A 20,642-nucleotide genomic window follows, 5' to 3' on the forward strand; every position below is an offset into this window, starting at 1 on the left:
TATCAATGTTCAAACACGGCCTTCAGCTTTTGAGGCGGGAGTGCAGACGAGAGGTCGGCATCCGGCGGAGCCGACGGATCGCACTGCGGGTCGAGCCCCTTGGCGCTGTCCGCATAGGGGTAGGGGAGAACGGCGGGAGACTCCTTATCCGCGGTGCCCTCGTAGGCGGCTACGCCTTGGCGTACCGCAAAGCGCACGTAAGTGGTCGTGCCGTCGAGCGTGTAATACGGAAATGACGTTCCTGCCTTCTTCGCAGCGAGGTAATGGCAATTCAATTCGTTGTCGCTTGCGATGGTCGCGATGGCCGGTACCGGAAGGTGGGCCTGCTCGAACGCCTTCACTGCGGAAAACGCGGTTTCGCCAAAGTCCGTCACGATGGCATCGATCTTCGGGTAGTGGGCAATCAGGCCTGCGGTCGCCTTTTGGGCGTCGACGGGGTTCCAGTTCGTCACGACGTACTGCTCGTTCAACAGCTTCAAGTCGGGGTACTTCTTGAGGCCGCTTTTCAGGCCATCCATGAAGTTTTGCGAGGTGGTCGCTCCGGGCGATCCCCCCATGAACACGACGTTGCCTTTCTTGAGCGTGGTTCCGAGCCAGTCGGCCCAAAGGACGCCGACTTCCTTGGTATCGCCGACGACGTTGACGACATAGTCGCGTCCGGGCACGCCGGGAATTTGCGCGGAGTAGGGAATGACCGATACGCCGGCTTTCATGGCGGCGCGCATGGCGGGGAGCTGCACGGCACCGAAGTCCGGAACCATGATGAGCACGTTGACGCCTTGCGCGACCATGCTGTTGATGTCGGAGTTCGCCTTCTGCGGGTCGCCGTTGGCATTGCTGTAGATGACTCGCGTGACGTTCTTGCAGCGGCTGAGCTCGTCCTTGACCTCTTCGAGACCGGTCTTGCGCCAGGTGTTGCCGCCATACCCATCGGATACGCCGACGATTATCGGCTTGGTGCCGCAGAGCGGCGCGATGTTGCCTTGATGGTTCGCGACGGAATCTCCCGCGGCGTGTGCCGCGGTACACATCAAGCCTGCTGAAACCAGCAGACCGGCACTTCTGAGAGCGCTCGAAATGACTTTGGAAAACATGACGATCCTCGACGTGGATGATGGGTGCGAATACACGCTTCGTTTGCACCGTCGACTTGCCGCCGCAAGCGACGCGGTGAGCTGGCTACATGATCCTGCTGGAGATGATGCGATACAAAATCGATTTATATCGAATCATGTGTTCCGGTGTGAATGAAGTCAAGAATCCTAGGGAATCTCCCTAGCGAAGGCGCGCGTGAAGGCGGTGAGGGCGACGGAACGCGATTGCGTGTCGTGATGAGGAAGTCGGGGGTGCCGATTGTTGCGGTGCCAAGCGCAATCGAAGCCCCGGCGTTGCCGGAGCGGCTTCTTAGTTAATCCACCGTATCGCCATTCGCCATCGACATGAGGTTCTGCTCGATCTGATGCAAGACCTTCCAGAAGATGAGTCTCTCTTCCTCATCGACCCCGTCGAACGATGCGTCGATCATCTTGAGGACATCCGGCAGCAATTGATCGACTAGACATTTGCCAGCGTCGGTCAGGCTCACGTAGTACTTTCGCCGGTCCTTCGGATCGCGGGTTCTCTTCAGCAGGCCGCGCCTCTCCATGCTGTCCAAAGCGGGCACGGCGGTGGTCGAGGCGATCCCGATACGCTTGCTGAGCTCCAGCTGATTCAGCTCGCCCCCCTGAGCCAGCACGCGGAGGTAGTACCAATGCGCGATCGAAATCCTCTCTTTGCCGAGCACTTTCTGCGCCTGGAGGTCGTAGAGGCGATGCAGCGTTCGCGTCATCCACGGAACGGTCCTGCTCCGCTCATCGAAGACCGGATGCGTCTCCATTCCCCCTGAGCCGCAAGCCGGCTCGGGGAGATCCAGGACCACGTCAATTGCAGTCGAGCCAGACTTGTTCATTCGCTCATTCCTCGGCAAACGGGATGCACTGGGCGGGAGCCGCGAGGCGCAAGGCCAGCCGCCGCGCCATCTTGCTAGGGGATTCCCTAGGTGCCTTGACTTTGTTCATTCCAAAGCTAATCATTCGATATAAATCGATCCCCTGTAGAATCATCGTAGCACAAACGATATGATCAGGGGGCGATGGGATCGTTACTCTCACTACCGACGTCGAGGTTCACATGATTGAAAAGTTGCCACTCTGGGAAGCCGCCAAGCGCGAAATGGAGGAGTACCAGTTCATTGCGGGGGCCGAGTTGCAGCCCAAGTGGAATGTGCCGGAGAGGATCGCAATCAACGCCGCGGTCTCCGGGCGCTTTGAAGACACGACGTCGTTCCAGGCGTACGTGGATGAAGCGACCAGGGTGATCGAAGCCGGCGCCTGTGGCGTTCACATCGACTTCTCGTTCATGACCGACGCACAGGGGCGCCGCATGGATCGCGACATCGTGCCGGTCGAAGCCTACAAGCAGGTTGTCGAGCCGCTGCGCGCCCGCTTCGGCAACGACTTCGTGCCGAACGTGAACGTGCTGCACGGCACGACGTTCGACATGTGCATGGACCCGGCGCGCGCGGGGATGTGCGAGGTGGCGCCGTGCGCGCCGGGCCATCCGGAGGCCTTTGCGGTGCCGGCCGTCGCCACGCTCGAAGAGGTCGGCGTCAAGCCCGAGCTGGCGGTCCACAGCTCCGGCGAAATCGAGCTGGCCAAGCGCAAGCTGATCGATACCGGCATTCTCAAGAAGCCGTACAACTGGATCATCCTCTACGGCCTGCCGTTCAACGTCGGGCGTACCCTGGTGTCGGGCACCTGGGTCAGTGACGCCCAGGACATGGCTCAACACATGTTCCTGATGGTGGACCAGATCCGCAAGATCGATCCGACGTCGGTCATCACCGTCTGCGCGGCGGGCCGCTCAACGCTCTATATGACCACCCTCGCCACCATGATGGGTCTGCATATCCGCGTCGGCACGGAAGACACGCCGTGGAAGTACCCGAACAGCGACGAGCGCCTCCAGAGCAACCTCGAGATGTTCAACATGGCGAAAGACATCGCGGAGCTGCTCGGGCGCAAGCCGGCAACGGCGAATGAGTACCGCACACTGTTGGGCAAGCCGACCCGTTAAAGATGAGCCATCCGGTGGCGCCGCTTCCGGCGCCATTGCATAGACTGGGTGTAGGACCGCCGAAGAAAAGCGCTGCCGAGCGCCGGACGGCGGCAGCGTACGAGAGCCAAGGAGGTTGACAAATGAGTGATAAGCCGCAGGACGCAGGGCCTCCCGTGCAGTTGTGGACTCGGGACGGGTTCCAAGGCGCGCTGTCGGTCGTGACGCGGCCGACTTACGCGCCGGACTATCTTTCGGTGCAAGGCCCGCACGCACCGCGAAGAGCGGTTCTGCAACGATTGACGCCTGACGATCAGGACGACGCCGAAGCCCTCCCGACCACGGTTGCCACCTCGAGGCAGGGCGTCAAGCTGCATGTGTCGGGACGGCGCAAGCCGATGCCGTACGTCGTTCGAAACGTCGAGGCGGACGAGATCCACTTCATCCAATCAGGCACGGTCAGGTTCGAAACGGATGTTGGGTGCCTCACCGCAGGCGAGGGCGATTTCGTCTGCATCCCACGAGCCGTGGCCTATCGGTACGCGCCTATCGGCGATGCCATGCGCAGCGTGATTGTCGAAAGTCCCTCGGCCTTGAAGCTTTCGCCGCCCATGCCTTCGGGAATGCTCAACGTCGCGCGGGACGTGAAGTACGCCGAGGTCGATCCCGGCATGGCGGCTGGCGGCCCGACAAAACTGGTGTTGAAGACCTTCGACGCGGAGAACACGGTCTTTACGATGCCGCACGATCCGCTTGCGCTTGGCATGCGGCTGTCGGAGTCCGTGCCGGTGTGGAAGCTGAACCTGGCCAGCATTCAGGTTCACGCCTATTTGCCCGAAGGCGGCCCGCCCAGCTCGTTCTTGTCGTCAGGCACGGGCGACATCCTGATGTTCAACCTGAGCGCGCGTCCCGGCGGACGGCCGCCGGTTCACATCAACGCCGATTTCGACGAATTGATCTGCTATGTGCGGGGCCCGGGCGTCTGGGGCGGCGTGTCGGAGCCCGGCACATTGACCTGCGTGCCGAAAGGCGTCATTCACCACGGCCCATCGGAGGACGTGCCTGAGGGCTATCAGGCCTGGCTGCTCGAAACGCGCGCGACGATGCGTTGGACGCCGAAGGCGCTTGCCGTCTCGGAGCTGATGGAAACAGGCCAATACGGACCGCATCCGAGCGTGGGCAAGTGATATCTGCAATTAAACAGGATACCTAACTTGGAACCGAAACTTCAACAGCTTCTGGACGAGGCGGAAATTCGCCGTGTCCATATCCGCTACTGCCGGGGCGTCGATCGCATGGACTGGGATCTGATCCGCTCGTGCTATCACCCGGATGCGATCGATCGGCACGGGGCCTATGAGGGCGGCGTGGAGGGCTTCATCAAGTGGGCCGCGGCGTTGTTGCCGGACTTCGAATGCACGCAGCACTTCACCGGCAACCAATATGTCAAGGTCGATGGGGACGTGGCTTACGCGGAGCATTACGCGCAGGCAATCCATCGGACCAAGCCGACGGGCGACGCGCCGGCCATGGATTGGATCGCATTCGTCCGATATGTCGACCGGATGGAAAGGCGCAATGGCGAATGGCGCATTGCCGACCGGATGGTGGTGCTCGATTCGCAGCGCTCCGATCCGGTTCCCGCCGATTCGGCGCCGCTCGCGGACTTCCACATCGGACGGCGCGACAAGGACGATCCGTCGTACCAGTACGGGCTCGCGTGAAGCGAGCGCCTTTGCCGACGCGGCGCCCGCAGGGCGTCGCTCGTGCCAGTGAATGAATTGACTTAGCGGTTTCGAGGAAGCAATGAAAAGACCTATTCGAGTGGGTATCGTCGGCCTTAGCGCGGAGCGCGGCTGGGGCACCACGGCTCACATTCCTGCCTTGCGCGCACTGCCCGATGTGTTCGATATCGTCGGCGTCGCCAACACGAGTCTCGCCAGCGCCCAGGCCGCCGCGGCGGCCTTCGATATTCCGCACGCTTTCGAAAACGTGGCGGCGCTCGTCGCCTCCCCGGATATCGACGTCGTGGCCGTGACGGTCAAGGTTGCGCACCATAAGGAAGTCGTCGCGGCGGCTTTGGAGGCGGGCAAGCGTGTCTACTGCGAATGGCCGTTGGGAAATGGTCTGGCGGAAGCGGTCGAGCTTGCCCGGCTTGCGCGCGAGAGAAAAGTGCCGACGGTCGTGGGAACCCAGGCCATCGTTTCGCCGGAGGTCGAGTTCGTGCGCAAGCTCGTAGCCGACGGATACGTGGGCGACGTGCTGTCGTCGACCTATCTCGGCAACGGCTTCACCTGGGGCGACGAAGTCACCCGCGGCGACGCCTACGCCATGGACTCGCGCAACGGCGCGACCATGCTGTCGATCATCGGCGGACACGCGATCGCAGCCGTGCAGCGCGTGCTCGGCCCCATCGACGAGGTGGGCGCGGTGCTGTCGCAGCGCCGCCAGACCGTACGCATCGTCGAGACGGGCGACACCATCCCGATGCGGACGCACGATCACGTGATGGTCAACGCCGTCCTGCAATCCGGGGCGCCGTTGTCGCTGGAGCTTCGCGGCGGCAATCCGCGCGGCACGCGGCTCTTGTGGGAGATCAACGGAACGGAGGGCGACCTGCGCATCACGGCGAGGAACGAGCACGTGCCCGTGATCAATATCTCGCCGTTGCGCGTCGAAGGCGGCCGGAAGGGGGAAGAGGGCTTTCGCGAGCTCGAGATCCCGCAGTCGTACTACTTCGGTCTCGAGGATGCGCTCGCGGCACGGAACGTCGCCGGCATCTATAAGTGGATGGCCGACGATTGGTTTCATGGAACCGGCACGGCACCCGACTTCGACGACGCGGTGGCCTTGCACCGGGTCGTCGACGCCATCGAGCAGTCGGATCGGACCGGCAAGCGAGTGCGAATCGGTTGACCGCCGTGCGGCCGCCCTGGGCGCTTGCTCCTCGGCGCGCAGTTAGAAGCCAAGCTTGCCGATCGACGCGCCGCCATCCACGTACAGCGTTTGCCCTGTCATGAACGCGGCGTCGTCCGAGAGCAGGAACGCGACCGTGGCGGCGATTTCCTCGGGCTTGCCGAAGCGCCCCATCGGCACGGCGGACAGGTAGCGCCGCTCGCCCTCGCTGCCTGGCGCGTTGTTCGCGCGGAACAGTTCGGTCTCGGTCGGTCCTGGCGCGACGGCGTTGACCGTGATCCCTGTGCCCGCCATTTCGAGGGCCCACGAACGCGCGAAGCTGACGAGGGCCGCCTTGGCCGCTGCGTAGGCCGTGCGATGGGTGATGCCGAGAACCGTCAAGCTGGAGATGTTGACGATGCGGCCCCAGCCCCGCGCGCGCATGCCAGGCAATAACGCCTGCACGGTCTGCACGGCGGGATGCAGATTGACGGCCAGCACGTCGTCGAGTGTGCTCAGGTCCACTTCGCCGATCAGCTGTGGCTTGACCAGACCGACGTTGTTGACCACGCCGTCGAAGCTGTAGCGCTGCGTCAGCTCGCCGAGAACCGCTTCGGTCGCTTCGGGGTCGCCAAGATCGACGCAGACGAGTTCGCCGGGGTACGCCGCGCTCTGGCGCGCGAGGCCGACGACGCGATGGCCCGCGCCGACGAGCCGCTCGCTCAGCGCGAGGCCAATCCCCTTGGTCGCGCCGGTAATCAGAAAAGTGCGTTGCGTCACGGAAGGCTCCAGGCAAGCATCACGCGGCGGCGGACGTCGCAGACGCGTCCGCGGGCTTTGTCCACTCGTTGCCCTTCATGAAGGCGTCGTACGGTGTGTGAACGATGTGATTCGTGTAATTGCTCATGACCTTGGTCGCGACGCCGAGAATGACCTCGAGCACATTGCGGCGCGTGTAGCCGGCCGCGAGGAAAGCCTCCACGTCCGCGTCCGGCACGAAGCCCCGCTCGCGCACGACGATCGTCGTGAAGCGATGCAGCGCTTCCAGTTTCGCGTCGGGCAGCGGCGTGCCGGCGCGCAGTGCGGCGATCACGGCCGGGTCCATCTTGATCATCTTCGCGAGCGTGCTGTGGCCCGCCATGCAGTAGTGGCAGTTGTTCTCGAAGTTCGACGTCAGGTAGACGACCTGCTGCTCGTGCGGCGTGAGCGAGCTTTTCGCAAAGAGATCCCACAGCGCCGTATAGCCGGCGAGCAGCTCGGGCGACTCGGCCATATGCGCCTGCAGGTTCGGGACGAAACCGAAAGTGCGCTTCGCTTCTTCAAGGGTGGACTTCGATGCGGCGGGGGCGGAGTCGATCGTGTAGGACGGGAAGGAGGTCATCATCTGCACCTGGTTGGTTGACGGTGAGCAGATGATGCGACGGGCGGTGCGCGCGAAGAAGGTGGGTGTGGTTGATAACTGTCATTCCCTGGGGGAATGGGGGGGAAGAAGGTTTGTCGGTCTGGCGCTGCCGTCTGGCTCGCGCTGAACCACCAGCTCCATGAATCCGGTACCGGCATCGAGCGCGCGGGAGAAGCGATGTTCGGGAAGCAGTACGAGCAGTATCTCGGCGGTTGTGCGAACCGTGCATCCACACGCCACATGGCCGCCGAACACTTGACCGCCTGCGTCGGAAACGGACATGTGCAGGTGCGCGCCATCGGGGGATACCGAGCCGGCCAAAGTCAATATTTCGAGGTCGCCGCGTAGCGTTACCGGTGTTTCGGCGCCTGCGAATCGCAATTGGGCGACGCTAAGGCTCCCGATGCCCTGGAGGACGAACGCCGCGCGCAATTCGCGCTGACGCAGCGCGTCTTCGACAGACGCGCGCAAATCATCGCCGGGCAAAAGGCGCAAAGGATGGGGCTGCATGCTTGGGAACCTGCTCTAGGACCGCGATTCCGACAAAGTTAAGGCCGAATAGACCTTACGCTTTAGACAGTACCCGCGCCGTTTCGTATGTGTGAAACCGCACGCCTGCCTTCAACTTCCCCTGCGCGCCGAGCCTAGATCGATCATATGCTGACCAGATGGCCCGGCCACTGATATTTTCGATCCGCTCAGCCTGATGAGAACGCTCATGAAGAGAATACTTGCTGCATGGATGCCAGCGATCGCACTGCTTGCCGCAGCTGGCATCGCCTTGATACCAGCCCCCACACGAGCCGAGGATGGCGCCCGCATTGCCGGGCAGATTTGCTCTGGCTGCCACGGCGTACACGGGCGCAGCGAATCGCCGATGTTTCCGAAGCTCAACGCCCAGACACCGGAATACATCGAAGCCCAGCTCAAGGGTTTCCGCGAACACGCGCGCGGCGAATCCGCTGCCCGGGATTACATGTGGGGCATGGCCGCACTGCTGGACGAGGCAGCCGTCAAATCGCTGGCCGATTATTACTCGCATCAGCCCGCAACCCGGGGCGCGGCGGGTGACCCCATCTTGATGGCGAAGGGGCAGGAAATCTTCGAACACGGCGTGCCGGACAAGGGGGTGCCGGCCTGCGCTTCATGCCACGGCGCGCAGGCCCAGGGAGCCGGTACATTTCCGCGCCTCGCAGGGCAGCATCGGGAGTATCTGCTGCGTCAGATCGAGGTCTTCCAGAACGGTACCCGCGCCAACGCGCCCGTGATGACCGCCGTCGCACATACGTTGAGTTCCGAACAGGCCAAGGCCGTTGCCGCCTATCTGCAATCCAGATAAGCGGTTGCCAAATTATGCAGTCGACGGGCGCTGAGATTATGGGCCTCCATGCCCTCCCAGCCGTTGATGGGCGGAAATCGACGCCGCCTTTGGAGCAAATCGTGATCCGTTCGACGGGGTAAAATTTGAAGACGATCTCGGCAAACTATTCTCGATGATCGTCAATACGATCCCGCAGACGGAAAGCTAGCAGTTCTGAGCGCCCGAGTCAGTTGACGCAGTCTGCCGCCAGCGTTCCCCCCGGATCAACGAATCAAGCGTCGCCTTTCCTGGCAGACCCACTTGCGCCGACCTTCGGCGATACGCGGAAATTGTCGACCAGGATGTGGAGGCTGAGAAGGAGAATCCAGATCGGGAAAACAAGCACGATCCAATCTATGTAGTGGCCAGCAACGAGCAACGCGAGCGCGGTGGCGTATCCAATAAACGCAATCCAACGCGAAACAAACCCAGTACGAAGCGCAAGTGTACTGGTGGCCGCCGTGAATACTGCGGCCATGCGGACCGCGTAAATATTCATGGCTTCGTTGGCGAACTCTCGCGCGACGGTGAACGTGACCGAGCCGGGAAGTCGATCGAACCCAATGCGATACGCGGCCACAATTCCACCGACGAACGCGGCAGCGGCAAACAGCATCGCCAGGAACAGGAGGCCACTTCCCATGAACACAGTAGCAAAGAAGCGATCCTCGCGATCTCCGAGGCGATCCCGCAGCACGCCAATGAACCAGAGAAAGGCAATGCCGGCAAACGGCACCAGGTTGAGCGCAACAGCTACCGTACCCGAACTTTCTCGAAGCCACTGGCCCGCTTCCAGGGGGCCAACCGGAACAGAACGCCGCAGCAGCAGAAGGCCGGTAATCAGTAAGACAGAAAACAGGATGCCGGCGACGGCAGCAGCGCGGGGGGCTCGCAGACGCGTGCTCGGGTCGATCCCCTGAAGTCGCCAGTCGTTCGGGTTCATGTTCAGCGTCCTTCGTACCCTGCTGCGATCTGCGCGGGCACATTGTTCATGCTAGGACAAGCAGCGTCCAACTTGAAGTCTTAACAGGGATCAATCCAATGGGGCGCAGTGAAACGGCTGGGAGAACTGTTACCTGCGTTTGGGTTCACGATGCGGTGCCGATTTCCATTCGGCGCGGAAACAGCGGAGTGCGCCCGCTGGAGAGAACGAGTGCGCGATACGGCCGCTCGCGAGGCGGGCGGATAGCCCACCCGCCTCACCCCGCGGGTAGCGCGATGCCCTCCTGCGCGAGCACGTCGGCGATCGCATCGCGCAACAGCTGCGCGGGCCGCATTAGCCGTCCCGGCAGCGAGCCGTGGATGAACCATACGGTCAGGCCCGCGCGAAAATCGACGGTGTCGACGACGTCGAGCTCGTCCCGATACGGCGAGCGCGCGAGCTTGTCGGGTGAGACGAGCCCGATCCCGAGCCCGCGCACGACGAGCGACAGTTGCAGGTCCGCACCAAACGCCTCGACGGCGACACTGAACGGCAGCCCGGCCGCGGCGAGCGCCCGGCTCAGCGCCGAGCGGAATCCGCAGCCGTCCTGGTTCAGCACCCAGTCGTAGCGCGAGAGCTCGGCCAGCGTGAAGGGCTTGCCGGACAGCCCGAGCGAGTGCGCCGCGACGACCACGGTCGGCCGGAACGCGAGCGACGTCGCATGCAGCGTGTCCGGCATCGAGAAGGTGTCAGGCATCAGCACGACCGCCGCATCCAGCACACCGCGCTCGACGTCCTGGATGAGCCCCGGCGACCAGCCGGACGTGACGCGCAGCGTCAGCTTCGAAAACGCGGCGCGCAACCGGTCGATCGGCTTCTCGAGTGCGAGCTCGGAGAGGAACGGCGGCACGCCGATTCGGAATTCGCCGGTCGATACGATGTCGGACGACGCGATCGCGAGCAGGTCGTCCACGGCCCGCAGTGCCGATCGCGCGAGCGTGTAGACCTCGTCGCCGGCGCGGGTCGGCTTAAGCGGCTTGCTTTGACGATCGAGCAGCTCGACGCCCAGCAGCGTCTCCAGGCTTTGCATCCGACGCGTCAGGCCGGGCTGCGTCAGGTGCAGCTTCTGCGCCGCGCGGACCATCGAACCACTCTCGACCACCGCGACAAACGCCTCCAGATCCCGCGTGTTCATAACATCTCCGCATATTGACTATCATCATATTTCAATTGTGGCATAGTCTGCGCACCATTACGCTTGGCTCAATTCGTTTGATCGAGAGCCAGCCCGATGAGCAGTTCCGTGAACACGCGCAAGTGCGAGGCCGCCGCCCCCGAACGCTCCGTTGCCGCCGACGACGCGCCGTCCGCGCTGACTGGCCCGATGACCGTGTTCTTTGCGGCAGCGGTCGGCGTGATCGTGATGAATCTCTTTGCCGCGCAGCCGCTGACCGGGCCGATCAGCCGCAGCCTGCACCTGGCGCCGGGCCTCACGGGGCTCGCGGCGACGCTTCCCCAGCTCGGCTATGCGGCCGGCCTCGTGCTGCTCGTGCCGCTTTGCGATCTCGTCGAGAACCGGCGGTTGATCGTCTGCGTGCTCGGATGCTGCGCGGCGTGCCTCGCGACCGCGGCGCTCGCGCATTCGGGCACGGTCTTTTTGCTCGCGTCGTTTCTCGCCGGCGCCACGTCGAGCGTCATCCAGATGCTGGTGCCGATGGCGGCGTCGATGGCGCCCGCGCATCATCGCGGGCGCGCGGTCGGCAACGTGATGAGCGGCCTCATGCTCGGGATCCTGCTCTCGCGTCCCGCCGCCAGTCTGGTCACGGGATTGGCTGGCTGGCGGTCGTTCTACCTGATTGCGGCACTCGTCGACGCGATCCTCCTGGTCGTGCTGCAGGCCCGCTTGCCGATGCGCAAGCCCGCAGTTGAGACGACTTACCCGGCGCTGCTGGGCTCGCTCGTGACGCTGCTGCGCGTCGAACCGGTGCTGCAGCAGAACGCGCTGTCGGCCTCGCTCGTGATGGGCGCATTCAGCGCGTTCTGGACCGCCATCGGGCTGCGGCTCGGCCAGCCGCCATTTGGCTTCGGGATGAACGACCTCGCGCTGTTCGCGCTGGCGGGGGCGGGCGGGGTGGTCGTGACGCCGTTCGCGGGCCGCGCCGGCGACCGCGGGATTGGGCGCCAAGTCTTGTTCGCCGGCCACGTGACGATGCTTGCCGCGTGGCTCGTGATCGGGGCCGCCGGCGCCGGCTGGCTGGGATTCTCGCCGGGGGCGCACCGAGCGGTCGCCATCTGCCTGCTCGCGGCAGGCGCCATCGCGCTGGATGCCGGCGTCGTGACGGACCAGACGCTCGGCCGGCGCGCGATCAACCTGTTGAGCGCGAGCGCGCGCGGCAGGCTCAACGGGCTTTTCGTCGGCGCGTTCTTCGTCGGCGGCGCGCTGGGCGCGATGCTCGCTGGGCTTGCATGGACGTCTGCAGGATGGCCTGGTGTGTGCGCAATCGGATTTGGCTTCACGGGCCTTGCGTTTGTGCTGCGGCGCGTGGGGCCGCAAACGCGCGATGATGTCCGGCTGTGATGCCGAGCGTCTTCGACGCGAGCTCCTCCCGTTCCGCTCTCTGCTCGACCCAATGTGCCAGCAGACGATGGTGTGCGGCCCGGTTCCAAATGGACTTCTCATGAAGCTCGCGCGTGAAAATCCTCAAGCTGGTGACACGTGACTTCGAAGAAGTGCAGGCGTCGATCACCAATGTGCTGGATAACAATCGATTGATTGCAGAAGCGGCCAAAAGAGGCGGGGTCGCGTCGCCACTGCTAGATGCCTGCTACGCGCTATACGGCGAGGCGCTGGCGTTGGGGCATGGGCAGTCCGATATGGCGGCCGTCGTCCACGCATTCGAGGCAAGAACCGATTCGGGCAAATGAGCGCGTTCGACTAGACCAACAATTTCGTTGCAGCGTCGATGAGGTCGCCCCTCAAATCCCGCGATCCCGCTATCAAACCGGTGACGTATGCGCCGTTGATGATCAGCATTATCTGAGAGGCCGTGCGCTTGGGATCCCTGACGCCCAGCCTTGCAACGATCGTCGCAAGCCTCGCCCGCAATTCCTCCTTGTTGTTTCGGGCGATAACCCGGCCAGGATGGTTGTCGTCGGGAAACTCCGTCGCCAGGTTAAGAAAGGGGCAGCCACGAAAGGCGGGATGCGCAATCCGTTTCGCAATTCCAGATAGCAGCGCGTCCAACAGGGCGCGCGGGTCTTCAGCGTGCTTCTCTTCAACGCCATCCCACCACGCCCAGAACAATTGATCTTTCTCGGCGGCGAAGGCGCAGATCAAAGCGTCCTTGGAATCGAACACGCGATAGAGGCTCGTCTTCGACACCCCAGATTGCTCGACGACCGTGTCGATGCCGATGGCACGGATGCCTTCGCGGTAGAACAGAACGCTTGCCGTCGCGAGGATACGCTCACGTGCGCTGACTTCGCCCTTTCGCGGGGCTCCCCGCCGGGGTCGGACTTCTGCTTTCATGTCCGCCAACTCCTTTCATTCGGATTATCTGTTTGACAAAGTAACAGATCTGTACCTAGTATAAAAGTAACTTACAGGTTTGTCACTTTATAGGACTCTATCCATGCGTGTGATCGAAGCGGAAACCTTTTCGGGCTATGGCGGATTGCGGCAGATCGAACTATCCAAGCCGCAACCGAGGAAGGACCGGGTGCTGGTTCGCGTGACGGCCGCTGGCGTCACGCCGCTCGAATACACCGTCCTGTCGGGCGGACACCCTCGCGCCGAGTCGCCGCTGGTGCTCGGCAATGAGGGTGTCGGTGTCATCGAGGATGCGGGCGACTCAGGACTTGCGGTCGGCAGCCGCGTGATGTTCACAGGACCCTACGGTGTTCGTGAGAATGGCGCGTGGCAGGAATGGTTGCTGGTAAGACCCGATGAGCTGGCGCTCGTCCCCGACGCGATCGACGACGTAGTCGCGGCCAGCCTTCCAGTGGCCTATCTGACGGCGCAGATCACGCTGGCACTGGCCGGATTCAAGCCGGGCATGACGGTGTTGGCTTCCGGGATCGGCGGGTCGGTCGGCAACGCGACCTATCAGCTTGCACGGGCGAAGGGCGCCGGCAAGGTGCTTTCGACGGCCGGCAGTGCGGCGAAAGCCGCCCGGGCTCGCGAGCTTGGCTTCCAGCACGTGGTCGACCTAAGCGCAGAAGGTCTCGCCGACGGCATTCACCGGATAACGGACGGCAAGGGCGTCGATATCGTTATCGAGAGCATCGGCGGCACCGTGACGAGCGAGGCGTTGAGCAGCCTGGCTCCCGGCGGCGTCCTGATCACATTGGGCTACTCCGCTGGCCGCAGAACCACGATCGATGTCACAGACCTGATCTGGAAACGCGCGTGGATGGCTGGCTTTTCCCTGTTCGCCCAGTCACCGGCCACGATCGCCACTGCGTGGCGGGACATCATCCCGTTGATCGTAAGCGGATCAGTCAAGCCGATCGTCGAACGGGTCTTCCCCCTCGCCGAAGCAGGCGAAGCCTTGCGTCACCTGATAGAGGATCGGCCGTTTGGCAAAGTCGTTTTAGCGATGCAACCATGAGGTCATAGACTCGACGGTAAGATGGCAAGTCTAGGACGCTGTTTGATCAGCCCAGGAACAGGAGCTGGCAATGGAACAGAAGGTTGCGCTCGTAACGAACGCCTCGGACTACGCGGGCCCTCCCGCAGTGACCGCGCTGCTGGAAGCGGGCTTCCGCGTTCTCGTTCACGATGACGTCTACACCGACGAGAACACCTGGACGAAGTTTGCGACCACGCATCCCGGAGCAGAGCGGGTGAATGCCGATACGCCCGAGTTGCTCGTGGAAGCCGCATGGCGCTCTTCAGGACGTGTCGATGCCATTGTCAGCAATGACCACTTTCCCGCGATACATCGGCCATCGCCCGAAGCATCGCTGGACGACATGAGGCAGACACTCGAGAAACTCGTGATTCGTCCGTTCGCACTCCTCAGGGCTGCGATTCCCTATTTCAAGGCGCAGGGCGGCGGAAACGTCGTCATGGTCACGTCATGTCGGACCCATCTTCCGATGTATGGTGGGGCAATCCCCGATGCGGCAAGGGCTGCCGCAAACGCGCTCGTTCGCTCGTTCTCCGTCGAACTTGCCCCGCTCAATGTTGCCGTGAACGCAGTGGCGCCGAACTTCCTCTACAGCGAGGCCTACTATCCTCGTGCGATCTTCATCGACGATTCCGCCGGCAGAGATTACGTTAGGTCGGAGGTACCCACAGGACGGCTCGGTCGTCCGGACGAAGTCGGTGATCTGATCAGATACCTGGCATCAACGCAGTCCCGGTTTTTGACCGGTGCGATCGTCGACTTCTCCGGTGGATGGCCAGCCGCGAAAACGAGACCTGGCAGCTAGCCCGTAGTAGCGCGTTGGTAGACCGACGACTAGCGCGCGCCGTGCGCGATGTCGCCGAAGAGCGACGCGTGTTCCTGGGGAGGCGCCCGCCAGTATTGCGGCGGCGCGTCGACATGCGCACCGAGTTTGGCTGCCGCGTGCCAGCCCCAGCGGGGGTTGTACAGCATCCCTCGGGCAATCGCGACGAGATCCGCCTGACCGTTCGCAACGATCTTCTCCGCCTCCTTAGGGTGGATGAGCTGATCTCACGCGTCGCGAAGAGGTCGTCATGATCCGAGTCCCAGTCAACGGCATGTGCCAACGGCGAAGCAGACGTTCGAGGCCGATCAACCCTGGTCGGCGGCGTTGCCGAGGTGGACATCCGCTACGTCTTCGCGCTGCGCTGGCTCTTCGCAGTCGATTCATTGCTCGCAAACAGTGCGGCGAGCCAGTCGATGAACACGCGAACCTTCGTGCTCAAGTGCCGGTTTGGCTGATACGCGACGAAAACGGGAACGGAATCCGATGCCCAGTCGTTCAGGACGGCTTCGAGCGCGCCGCTTCGAAGGTGTGCAGCGGCCGTAAACGTCAACGCGTGTACGACGCCGAGACCGGCGAGGCTCATGGTCAGACACGCCATGATGTCGTTCGAGGTGAGTCCGCGCCGATTCTGCACTTCCACGCGTTCACGATCTTTTGTTACCACAATCGGAAAGGGCCGGTTGGTTCGGGAAGCGATGGTTCGGATGACGACATGGCCATGCTCGAGGTCCGAGGGATGCGAAGGCCGCCCGTGCTTGTCCCAGTACGCCGGCGTCGCACACAGAATCTGCTTGACGGCGCCGATCTGTCGCGCCACGAGCGATTGATCGAAGATCTCGCCCGCGCGCACGACGCAGTCGACGTTCTCTGCGATGAGGTCGACCGGGCGGTCGCTGAGTCCGAACTCGAACTCAATGTCCGGATAACGCCCGATGAACGCGGGTAACGCAGGAAGGATCACGGACAGACCTAACGGCACAGGCAGATCGACACGCAGGCGTCCTCGCGGGCTGCTCTTCGCACGCGACATCGAGCCCTCGAGCTCTGCGAGATCGCTCATCAACTGCAGTGCGCGCTCGTAGTACGCGGCGCCATCCGCTGTCGTCGACACCTTGCGTGTCGTCCGGTTGAGCAGCTTCGTGCCCAACTCGACTTCGAGCGACGCGATCAGACGGGTGACCGCCGTCTTGGGTATATCGAGCATCTGAGCAGCTTTGGTGAAGGTCCCGCTTTCGACCACTCGAATGAACGCCTGCATGGCCTGAAACTTGTCCACGATCGGTCTCCTCGCTTTCCCAACCGGCCTGCATTGTTTCACGGAAGAAATAATGTGGAATCGTAGCAGCGGTTTATCCCTTTGCACGCGCTAGGTATTGTTCACCCATCGCAATCGTTGACGAACTTAAACGGCGCTTCGATTGGACCAAGCAGGTCACTCGTGCTCCAAGCGGCTCTGCCGCTGCCCTTGTGATCGACATTGTCTTTTCGGTTGGGCCGGGTGGCCCAGCCGCCAATCGAGGAAAAGGAGGGCTTTATGTCAGTTGCCAAGGCAGTAGTCGTGGGTGTCGGTGCCGAGGATGGTCTTGGAGCGGCGATAAGCCGTTGCTACGCGGCCAACAATCGTCACGTCCTGGTCGCCGGACGCACGCTCGAGAAAGTGGAGAAGGTTGCTGCCACGATCCGGAGAAACGGTGGCCGCGCGACTGCCTATGCCATCGACACAACGCGGGAAGAGGATGTAATTAGGCTGTTCGATGCCGCAATGACCCACGACGACGATGGCGCTCCCGCCGACCTGGTCACCTATAACGCCGGCAAGAACCTGAAGATCGACTTCCGGCAGATGGATGCCTCGACGTTCGAGGATTTCTGGCGGATGAACACGCTTGGAGGCTTTCTGGTGGGCCGTGAGGCGGCGCGGCGTTTGGTGCCGCTCGGTCGCGGTTCCGTCTTCTTCACCGGGGCCACGGGGGCGCTTCGCGGCATGCCTGGTTTTGCCCATTTCGCTGCGAGCAAGGCGGGTCTGCGAATGATCTCGCAAAGCATGGCGCGAGAGTTCGGACCACAGGGTATTCATGTCGCGCACGTCGTCGTCGACGGCGCGATCGACGGTGACCGGGTGCGTTCGCTGTTTCCTGGTGCCTTCGAGCAGGTGGGGGAGAACGGCATGCTCAATACCCAGGCGATCGCCGAGGCTTATTGGCAGCTCCATCTCCAGCATCCATCCGCCTGGACGCAGGAGCTGGACCTCCGCCCGTTCAAAGAACAGTTCTGATGCTTTGACACTTGCCACAACATGGAGAAAATGATGAAGCTTGTTGGCCCTTGGCTTTCTGGATTTACGCGCCGGACTGCGATCACGATGAAACTGCTCGGCATTCCTTTCGAGCATCTCGACCTCAACGCCTACACCGATAAAGACGAGGTTCGTCGCTACAGCCCGATGGGTAAGGTGCCGGCGCTTGTTTTCGATAACGGCGAAACCATGATCGATAGCAGCGGCATCATCGACGTGTTGCATGAGATGGCCGGGCCCGAGAAGGCGCTCATCCCGCCGTCAGGTCCGGCGCGTTTCAGGGCGTTGCAGCTCCTGGGAATCGGCATGAACATCTACCCGAAGCTCAGCTCCCTATTCGACGAAACCCTTCGTCCGAAAGAGCATCAACTGCAATCCGTGTTCGAGGGCCTCGCGGAACAGGTGATCATCGGGTTGACCTTGCTCGAAAAGGAGACCGGAGACGGCTGGCTCGTGAACGACAAGTTCGGTCAGGCCGATATCATGACGGCCATCTGCTATCAGGCGGCGTCCATGTTTATCCTTCCCGATCACGTCACCGCAAAGAATTTTCCTCGCCTGGCGGCGCTTACCGAGCGCGCGATGAAGATCGACGCCTTCGCATCTACTGTTCCGCACTTCTAAGCACTTTGTATGGCCGAGTCGTGGTTGCGGCATGGCGCAACCACGAGCGGACGAATTTGAATCTCGGTTAGCTCGCGGCCGCTTCCTTTTTTGCCCCGAGGTATACCATAGCTCGAGCGCCCTTCGCTTGACGGCTAGGGCGGCGTGATAGACAGGAGAAGCGGCGATGCTCGATTCCGCAGATGTGATCGTCATTGGCTCTGGCGGGCTTGGAGCGGCGACAGCCTACTACCTGGCAAAGCGGGGCACCCACCGGGTCGCACTGCTCGAGCGGCTCGAAATCGGCTCGCAAACCTCTCCGCGAGCGGCTGGCATGGTCAGTTGCATGCGCAAGGGCGACTTGATGATCGACCTGATCAAGCTGGCGGCTGCCAAGATCAGGCAATTCTCTGCGGACACCGGTCAGCCTCTGGATTGGGTGCAGTCGGGCAGCCTCAAGGTCGCGCGCCGACCGGAGGATGCCGAGGTCATTCAGGAAGACATCCTGCGCGGCCGGCGCCACGACCTGGGCGTGGAGGAAGTGTCCTTCGACGCGGCCCACGGGCTCAACCCGTTTCTTCAAACGACGGGAGTCGTTGCAGTGATGCGCATCGACGACGACATGTATTTCAATCCCGCTCAACTGGCCGTCGGCTTCGCTCGTGCTGCGCAGGCAAACGGCGCAGTGGTACTGCCGAACACGGCGGTTACGCGCATCCTGATTTCAGACGGCGAGGTGAGCGGGGTCGACACCTCGAGCGGCCGCATACGAACCCCCATCGTCGTTGATGCAGCCGGCGCCTGGACGCGACAAATCGCCGAAGCCAGCGGAATTCGAGTTCCTCTTGTTACGACAGCGCAGCAATTGTTCGTCACCGAGCCAGTGTCCGATGCCCGAGCCGAATTGCCGATGATCCGAATTATGGATGCTGCGGTGTATATGAGACCCTGCGACGGAGGATTTCTCTGGGGCGTCTACGAGGAAAATCCGAGATTCTTCGACATGAGTGGCTTCGACGCCAACTTTGACATGAAGGATCTGTCGCTCGATGCCAAGGTTCTCTGGCACTACGCTCGGGACGTTGAAGCTCAGCTTCCGGTTCTTCTGAAGGCAGGGGTCCGCGAGCATCGTGGCGGGCTGCCGACGATGACGGCCGATGGCCAGCACATCGTCGGACCCGCGCCCGCCATTCGGGGGTTTTACTTCGCGAGCGGTTGCAATGTCGCGGGACTCTCCATTGCGCCGGCACTGGGGGAAGCGCTTGCCGCGTGGATCGTCGACGGTGCGCCTCCTATCGATCTGGCGCCTCTTTCGATAGACAGATTTGGCACCGGCCTGTGGCCCGACGACGAGTTGATCAGGCAGGCTGCGTGGCAGTACCGTCATTTCTACGGTGCGAGATGACTTAAGCATCGACGCATTCCAGTCTGACGCCGAGCTTCCGAGTGCGACCAAGACGCGACGGTCGTTTCATCGCTTGGGACGTCCCATTCTCAAGGTATGGAGCCGTCATCAATGGCGCAGCTGGCGTTTCTCGATCAATGAGTTCCGGCGCGCTCCGATGCTCGCACGCTCGCCTGAGAGGCATGGCCGATACCGCCTTCCTGTAGCCAGTATCCAAGGCCCATGAAGATAGCTCCGCCCGCCAGATTGCCCGCAGTCACGAAGAATTCATTGTGGATCGCCCCTGCGAGCGTGATTGAGGCCGGGTGATCTGCCATCAATGCAAGCGCGAACGCAAACATGTTTGCGACGCTGTGCTCGAAGCCGCTTGCGACAAATGCGAATATCGGCCAGAAGATCAGTCCGAGCTTCGCTGCGTCGTTCGTCGTACGCGCGGCCATCCAGATCGCGAGGCAGACCAGCCAGTTGCAAAGGAGGCCCTTCGCGAACAGAGGGAGATCCGCTGCAGACATCTTTGCCTCCACGGCCTTGAAGAACGCCTCTGAACCGTCGGTCAATAGAACCCCGCCGCCTGCAGCGTGCAGTATGGCAGCCAGCACAATGGCGCCTAGAAGATTTCCAATCCAGCAGGTCACCCACACGACCAGCATGCCCCCGATTCCCGTCTCGCCTTTCAATACGGCAAACGGCATGTACATGGCCGTTCCCGTGAATAGATCGGACCCGGCAAACACAACGATGGTAAGGGCGCATGCGAATACGGCGCCCATCACGAGATGCACGTAGGCTGGGTCAACGTGCGCGCCAACCGAGAACATGAGAATGTCGCCGAAGCCAATATAGGCTCCGGCCATGGCTGCACCAATCAGAAACACCAGTGGCGAGCGTTGGACAGCCGATGCTTTGTGTGCACCCACCTTTGCGAACTTGTCGATACTTTCTGCGTACATGGCTGCTCCACATAGAGATGCACCTCCGCTGACCGGGAGGTGTTGGGGCAAACTGAGCCTGGCTTTATTCTTTGCCGCGACGGCTGTCCCCGCGATGACTCCCGCATTACAAGCGCGTTATCTTTTGCCGCAGGGCGTCTGTGCACATGCGGCCGCTTCCTGATTTCAGATTTGTGATTTGGCGGTTAGCTGCGGGTAGCAACACCTACCGCGGGCAGTGAGGGACGATGTGCAAATTCGGTGCTGAGATGCAGCCTTT

The 20,642-nt window shown here is 62.3% G+C and carries 21 protein-coding genes and 2 pseudogenes; 12 read left to right on the top strand and 11 right to left on the bottom strand.

Translation table 11 applies throughout. The annotated features are described in order from the left end of the window. Positions 1-2 precede the first annotated feature (2 nt). Together FAZ95_RS29510 and FAZ95_RS29515 are read right to left on the bottom strand one after the other, a co-directional pair. The gene (locus tag FAZ95_RS29510) at positions 3-1,094 is read right to left on the bottom strand and encodes a substrate-binding domain-containing protein (protein WP_137335981.1); all 1,092 of its coding nucleotides are present in this window, start codon (positions 1,092-1,094) and stop codon (positions 3-5) included. Positions 1,095-1,408: 314 nt separating this feature from the next. After that, on the bottom strand, positions 1,409-1,948 hold the full coding sequence (locus tag FAZ95_RS29515; RefSeq protein ID WP_137335982.1) for a MarR family winged helix-turn-helix transcriptional regulator: 540 nt from the start codon (positions 1,946-1,948) through the stop codon (positions 1,409-1,411). 221 nt (positions 1,949-2,169) lie between these two features. On the opposite strand from FAZ95_RS29515, the gene FAZ95_RS29520 reads away from it, so the two are divergent. From FAZ95_RS29520 to FAZ95_RS29535, 4 genes are all read left to right on the top strand, one after another. Continuing rightward, positions 2,170-3,114, top strand: coding sequence for a 3-keto-5-aminohexanoate cleavage protein (locus FAZ95_RS29520; RefSeq protein ID WP_137335983.1), 945 nt, complete (start codon positions 2,170-2,172; stop codon positions 3,112-3,114). 122 nt (positions 3,115-3,236) lie between these two features. After that, entirely contained in the window at positions 3,237-4,280 is a 1,044-nt protein-coding gene (locus FAZ95_RS29525) for a homogentisate 1,2-dioxygenase (protein WP_137335984.1), read from the top strand. 27 nt (positions 4,281-4,307) lie between these two features. After that, complete coding sequence (locus FAZ95_RS29530) at positions 4,308-4,817, top strand: nuclear transport factor 2 family protein (RefSeq protein ID WP_137335985.1); 510 nt, start codon at positions 4,308-4,310, stop codon at positions 4,815-4,817. Between the two features lie 82 nt (positions 4,818-4,899). Continuing rightward, complete coding sequence (locus tag FAZ95_RS29535) at positions 4,900-6,009, top strand: Gfo/Idh/MocA family protein (RefSeq protein ID WP_137335986.1); 1,110 nt, start codon at positions 4,900-4,902, stop codon at positions 6,007-6,009. A 42-nt stretch (positions 6,010-6,051) separates the two neighbouring features. On the opposite strand, the gene FAZ95_RS29540 is transcribed toward FAZ95_RS29535, so the two are convergent. The 3 genes from FAZ95_RS29540 to FAZ95_RS29550 all read right to left on the bottom strand — a co-directional run bounded on the left by FAZ95_RS29540 (position 6,052) and on the right by FAZ95_RS29550 (position 7,900). Beyond that, positions 6,052-6,768, bottom strand: a complete 717-nt coding sequence (locus FAZ95_RS29540; RefSeq protein WP_137335987.1) for an SDR family oxidoreductase — start codon at positions 6,766-6,768, stop codon at positions 6,052-6,054. A 19-nt stretch (positions 6,769-6,787) separates the two neighbouring features. Beyond that, positions 6,788-7,369: a carboxymuconolactone decarboxylase family protein gene (locus FAZ95_RS29545; RefSeq protein WP_137337664.1), complete on the bottom strand. Its 582-nt coding sequence runs from the start codon at positions 7,367-7,369 to the stop codon at positions 6,788-6,790. 81 nt (positions 7,370-7,450) lie between these two features. Beyond that, a complete protein-coding gene (locus FAZ95_RS29550; protein ID WP_137335988.1) occupies positions 7,451-7,900 on the bottom strand; it encodes a PPC domain-containing DNA-binding protein in 450 nt (149 codons plus the stop codon). Between the two features lie 208 nt (positions 7,901-8,108). On the opposite strand from FAZ95_RS29550, the gene FAZ95_RS29555 reads away from it, so the two are divergent. Next, positions 8,109-8,729, top strand: a complete 621-nt coding sequence (locus FAZ95_RS29555; RefSeq protein WP_137335989.1) for a c-type cytochrome — start codon at positions 8,109-8,111, stop codon at positions 8,727-8,729. A gap of 253 nt (positions 8,730-8,982) precedes the next feature. On the opposite strand, the gene FAZ95_RS29565 is transcribed toward FAZ95_RS29555, so the two are convergent. Further along, entirely contained in the window at positions 8,983-9,693 is a 711-nt protein-coding gene (locus tag FAZ95_RS29565; protein WP_137335990.1) for a hypothetical protein, read from the bottom strand. 256 nt (positions 9,694-9,949) lie between these two features. Next, entirely contained in the window at positions 9,950-10,867 is a 918-nt protein-coding gene (locus FAZ95_RS29570; protein WP_137335991.1) for a LysR family transcriptional regulator, read from the bottom strand. Positions 10,868-10,963: 96 nt separating this feature from the next. Between FAZ95_RS29570 and FAZ95_RS29575 the strand changes: the two genes are divergently transcribed. Further along, positions 10,964-12,250: an MFS transporter gene (locus FAZ95_RS29575; protein WP_137335992.1), complete on the top strand. Its 1,287-nt coding sequence runs from the start codon at positions 10,964-10,966 to the stop codon at positions 12,248-12,250. A 34-nt stretch (positions 12,251-12,284) separates the two neighbouring features. Then, positions 12,285-12,597 (top strand): annotated as a pseudogene (locus FAZ95_RS29580) (NAD(P)-dependent oxidoreductase); the annotation flags it as partial. Positions 12,598-12,607: 10 nt separating this feature from the next. Here FAZ95_RS29580 and FAZ95_RS29585 read toward each other — a convergent pair. Further along, positions 12,608-13,201, bottom strand: coding sequence for a TetR/AcrR family transcriptional regulator (locus FAZ95_RS29585; protein ID WP_137335993.1), 594 nt, complete (start codon positions 13,199-13,201; stop codon positions 12,608-12,610). A 103-nt stretch (positions 13,202-13,304) separates the two neighbouring features. Here FAZ95_RS29585 and FAZ95_RS29590 point away from each other — a divergent pair, with 103 nt between their 5' ends. Both FAZ95_RS29590 and FAZ95_RS29595 read left to right on the top strand, forming a co-directional pair. Next, positions 13,305-14,282, top strand: coding sequence for a quinone oxidoreductase family protein (locus FAZ95_RS29590; RefSeq protein ID WP_137335994.1), 978 nt, complete (start codon positions 13,305-13,307; stop codon positions 14,280-14,282). Between the two features lie 70 nt (positions 14,283-14,352). Continuing rightward, entirely contained in the window at positions 14,353-15,108 is a 756-nt protein-coding gene (locus FAZ95_RS29595; protein ID WP_137335995.1) for an SDR family oxidoreductase, read from the top strand. A 29-nt stretch (positions 15,109-15,137) separates the two neighbouring features. Here the strand turns inward: FAZ95_RS29595 and FAZ95_RS29600 are convergent. Further along, positions 15,138-15,308 (bottom strand): annotated as a pseudogene (locus FAZ95_RS29600) (oxidoreductase); the annotation flags it as partial. Positions 15,309-15,472: 164 nt separating this feature from the next. Beyond that, a complete protein-coding gene (locus FAZ95_RS29605; RefSeq protein ID WP_137335996.1) occupies positions 15,473-16,405 on the bottom strand; it encodes a LysR family transcriptional regulator in 933 nt (310 codons plus the stop codon). Positions 16,406-16,663: 258 nt separating this feature from the next. Here FAZ95_RS29605 and FAZ95_RS29610 point away from each other — a divergent pair, with 258 nt between their 5' ends. From FAZ95_RS29610 to FAZ95_RS29620, 3 genes are all read left to right on the top strand, one after another. Continuing rightward, on the top strand, positions 16,664-17,404 hold the full coding sequence (locus FAZ95_RS29610) for an SDR family NAD(P)-dependent oxidoreductase (protein ID WP_137335997.1): 741 nt from the start codon (positions 16,664-16,666) through the stop codon (positions 17,402-17,404). A 30-nt stretch (positions 17,405-17,434) separates the two neighbouring features. Then, a complete protein-coding gene (locus FAZ95_RS29615; RefSeq protein WP_254700339.1) occupies positions 17,435-18,049 on the top strand; it encodes a glutathione S-transferase family protein in 615 nt (204 codons plus the stop codon). Between the two features lie 166 nt (positions 18,050-18,215). Further along, the gene (locus FAZ95_RS29620) at positions 18,216-19,433 is read left to right on the top strand and encodes an NAD(P)/FAD-dependent oxidoreductase (RefSeq protein WP_137335998.1); all 1,218 of its coding nucleotides are present in this window, start codon (positions 18,216-18,218) and stop codon (positions 19,431-19,433) included. Between the two features lie 134 nt (positions 19,434-19,567). On the opposite strand, the gene FAZ95_RS29625 is transcribed toward FAZ95_RS29620, so the two are convergent. Further along, positions 19,568-20,383 (bottom strand): formate/nitrite transporter family protein, encoded by an 816-nt coding sequence (locus FAZ95_RS29625; RefSeq protein WP_137335999.1) that lies wholly within the window; start codon positions 20,381-20,383, stop codon positions 19,568-19,570. Positions 20,384-20,642 lie beyond the last annotated feature (259 nt).

The organism is Trinickia violacea, from assembly GCF_005280735.1.
Taxonomy (GTDB): Bacteria; Pseudomonadota; Gammaproteobacteria; order Burkholderiales; family Burkholderiaceae; genus Trinickia_A; species Trinickia_A violacea.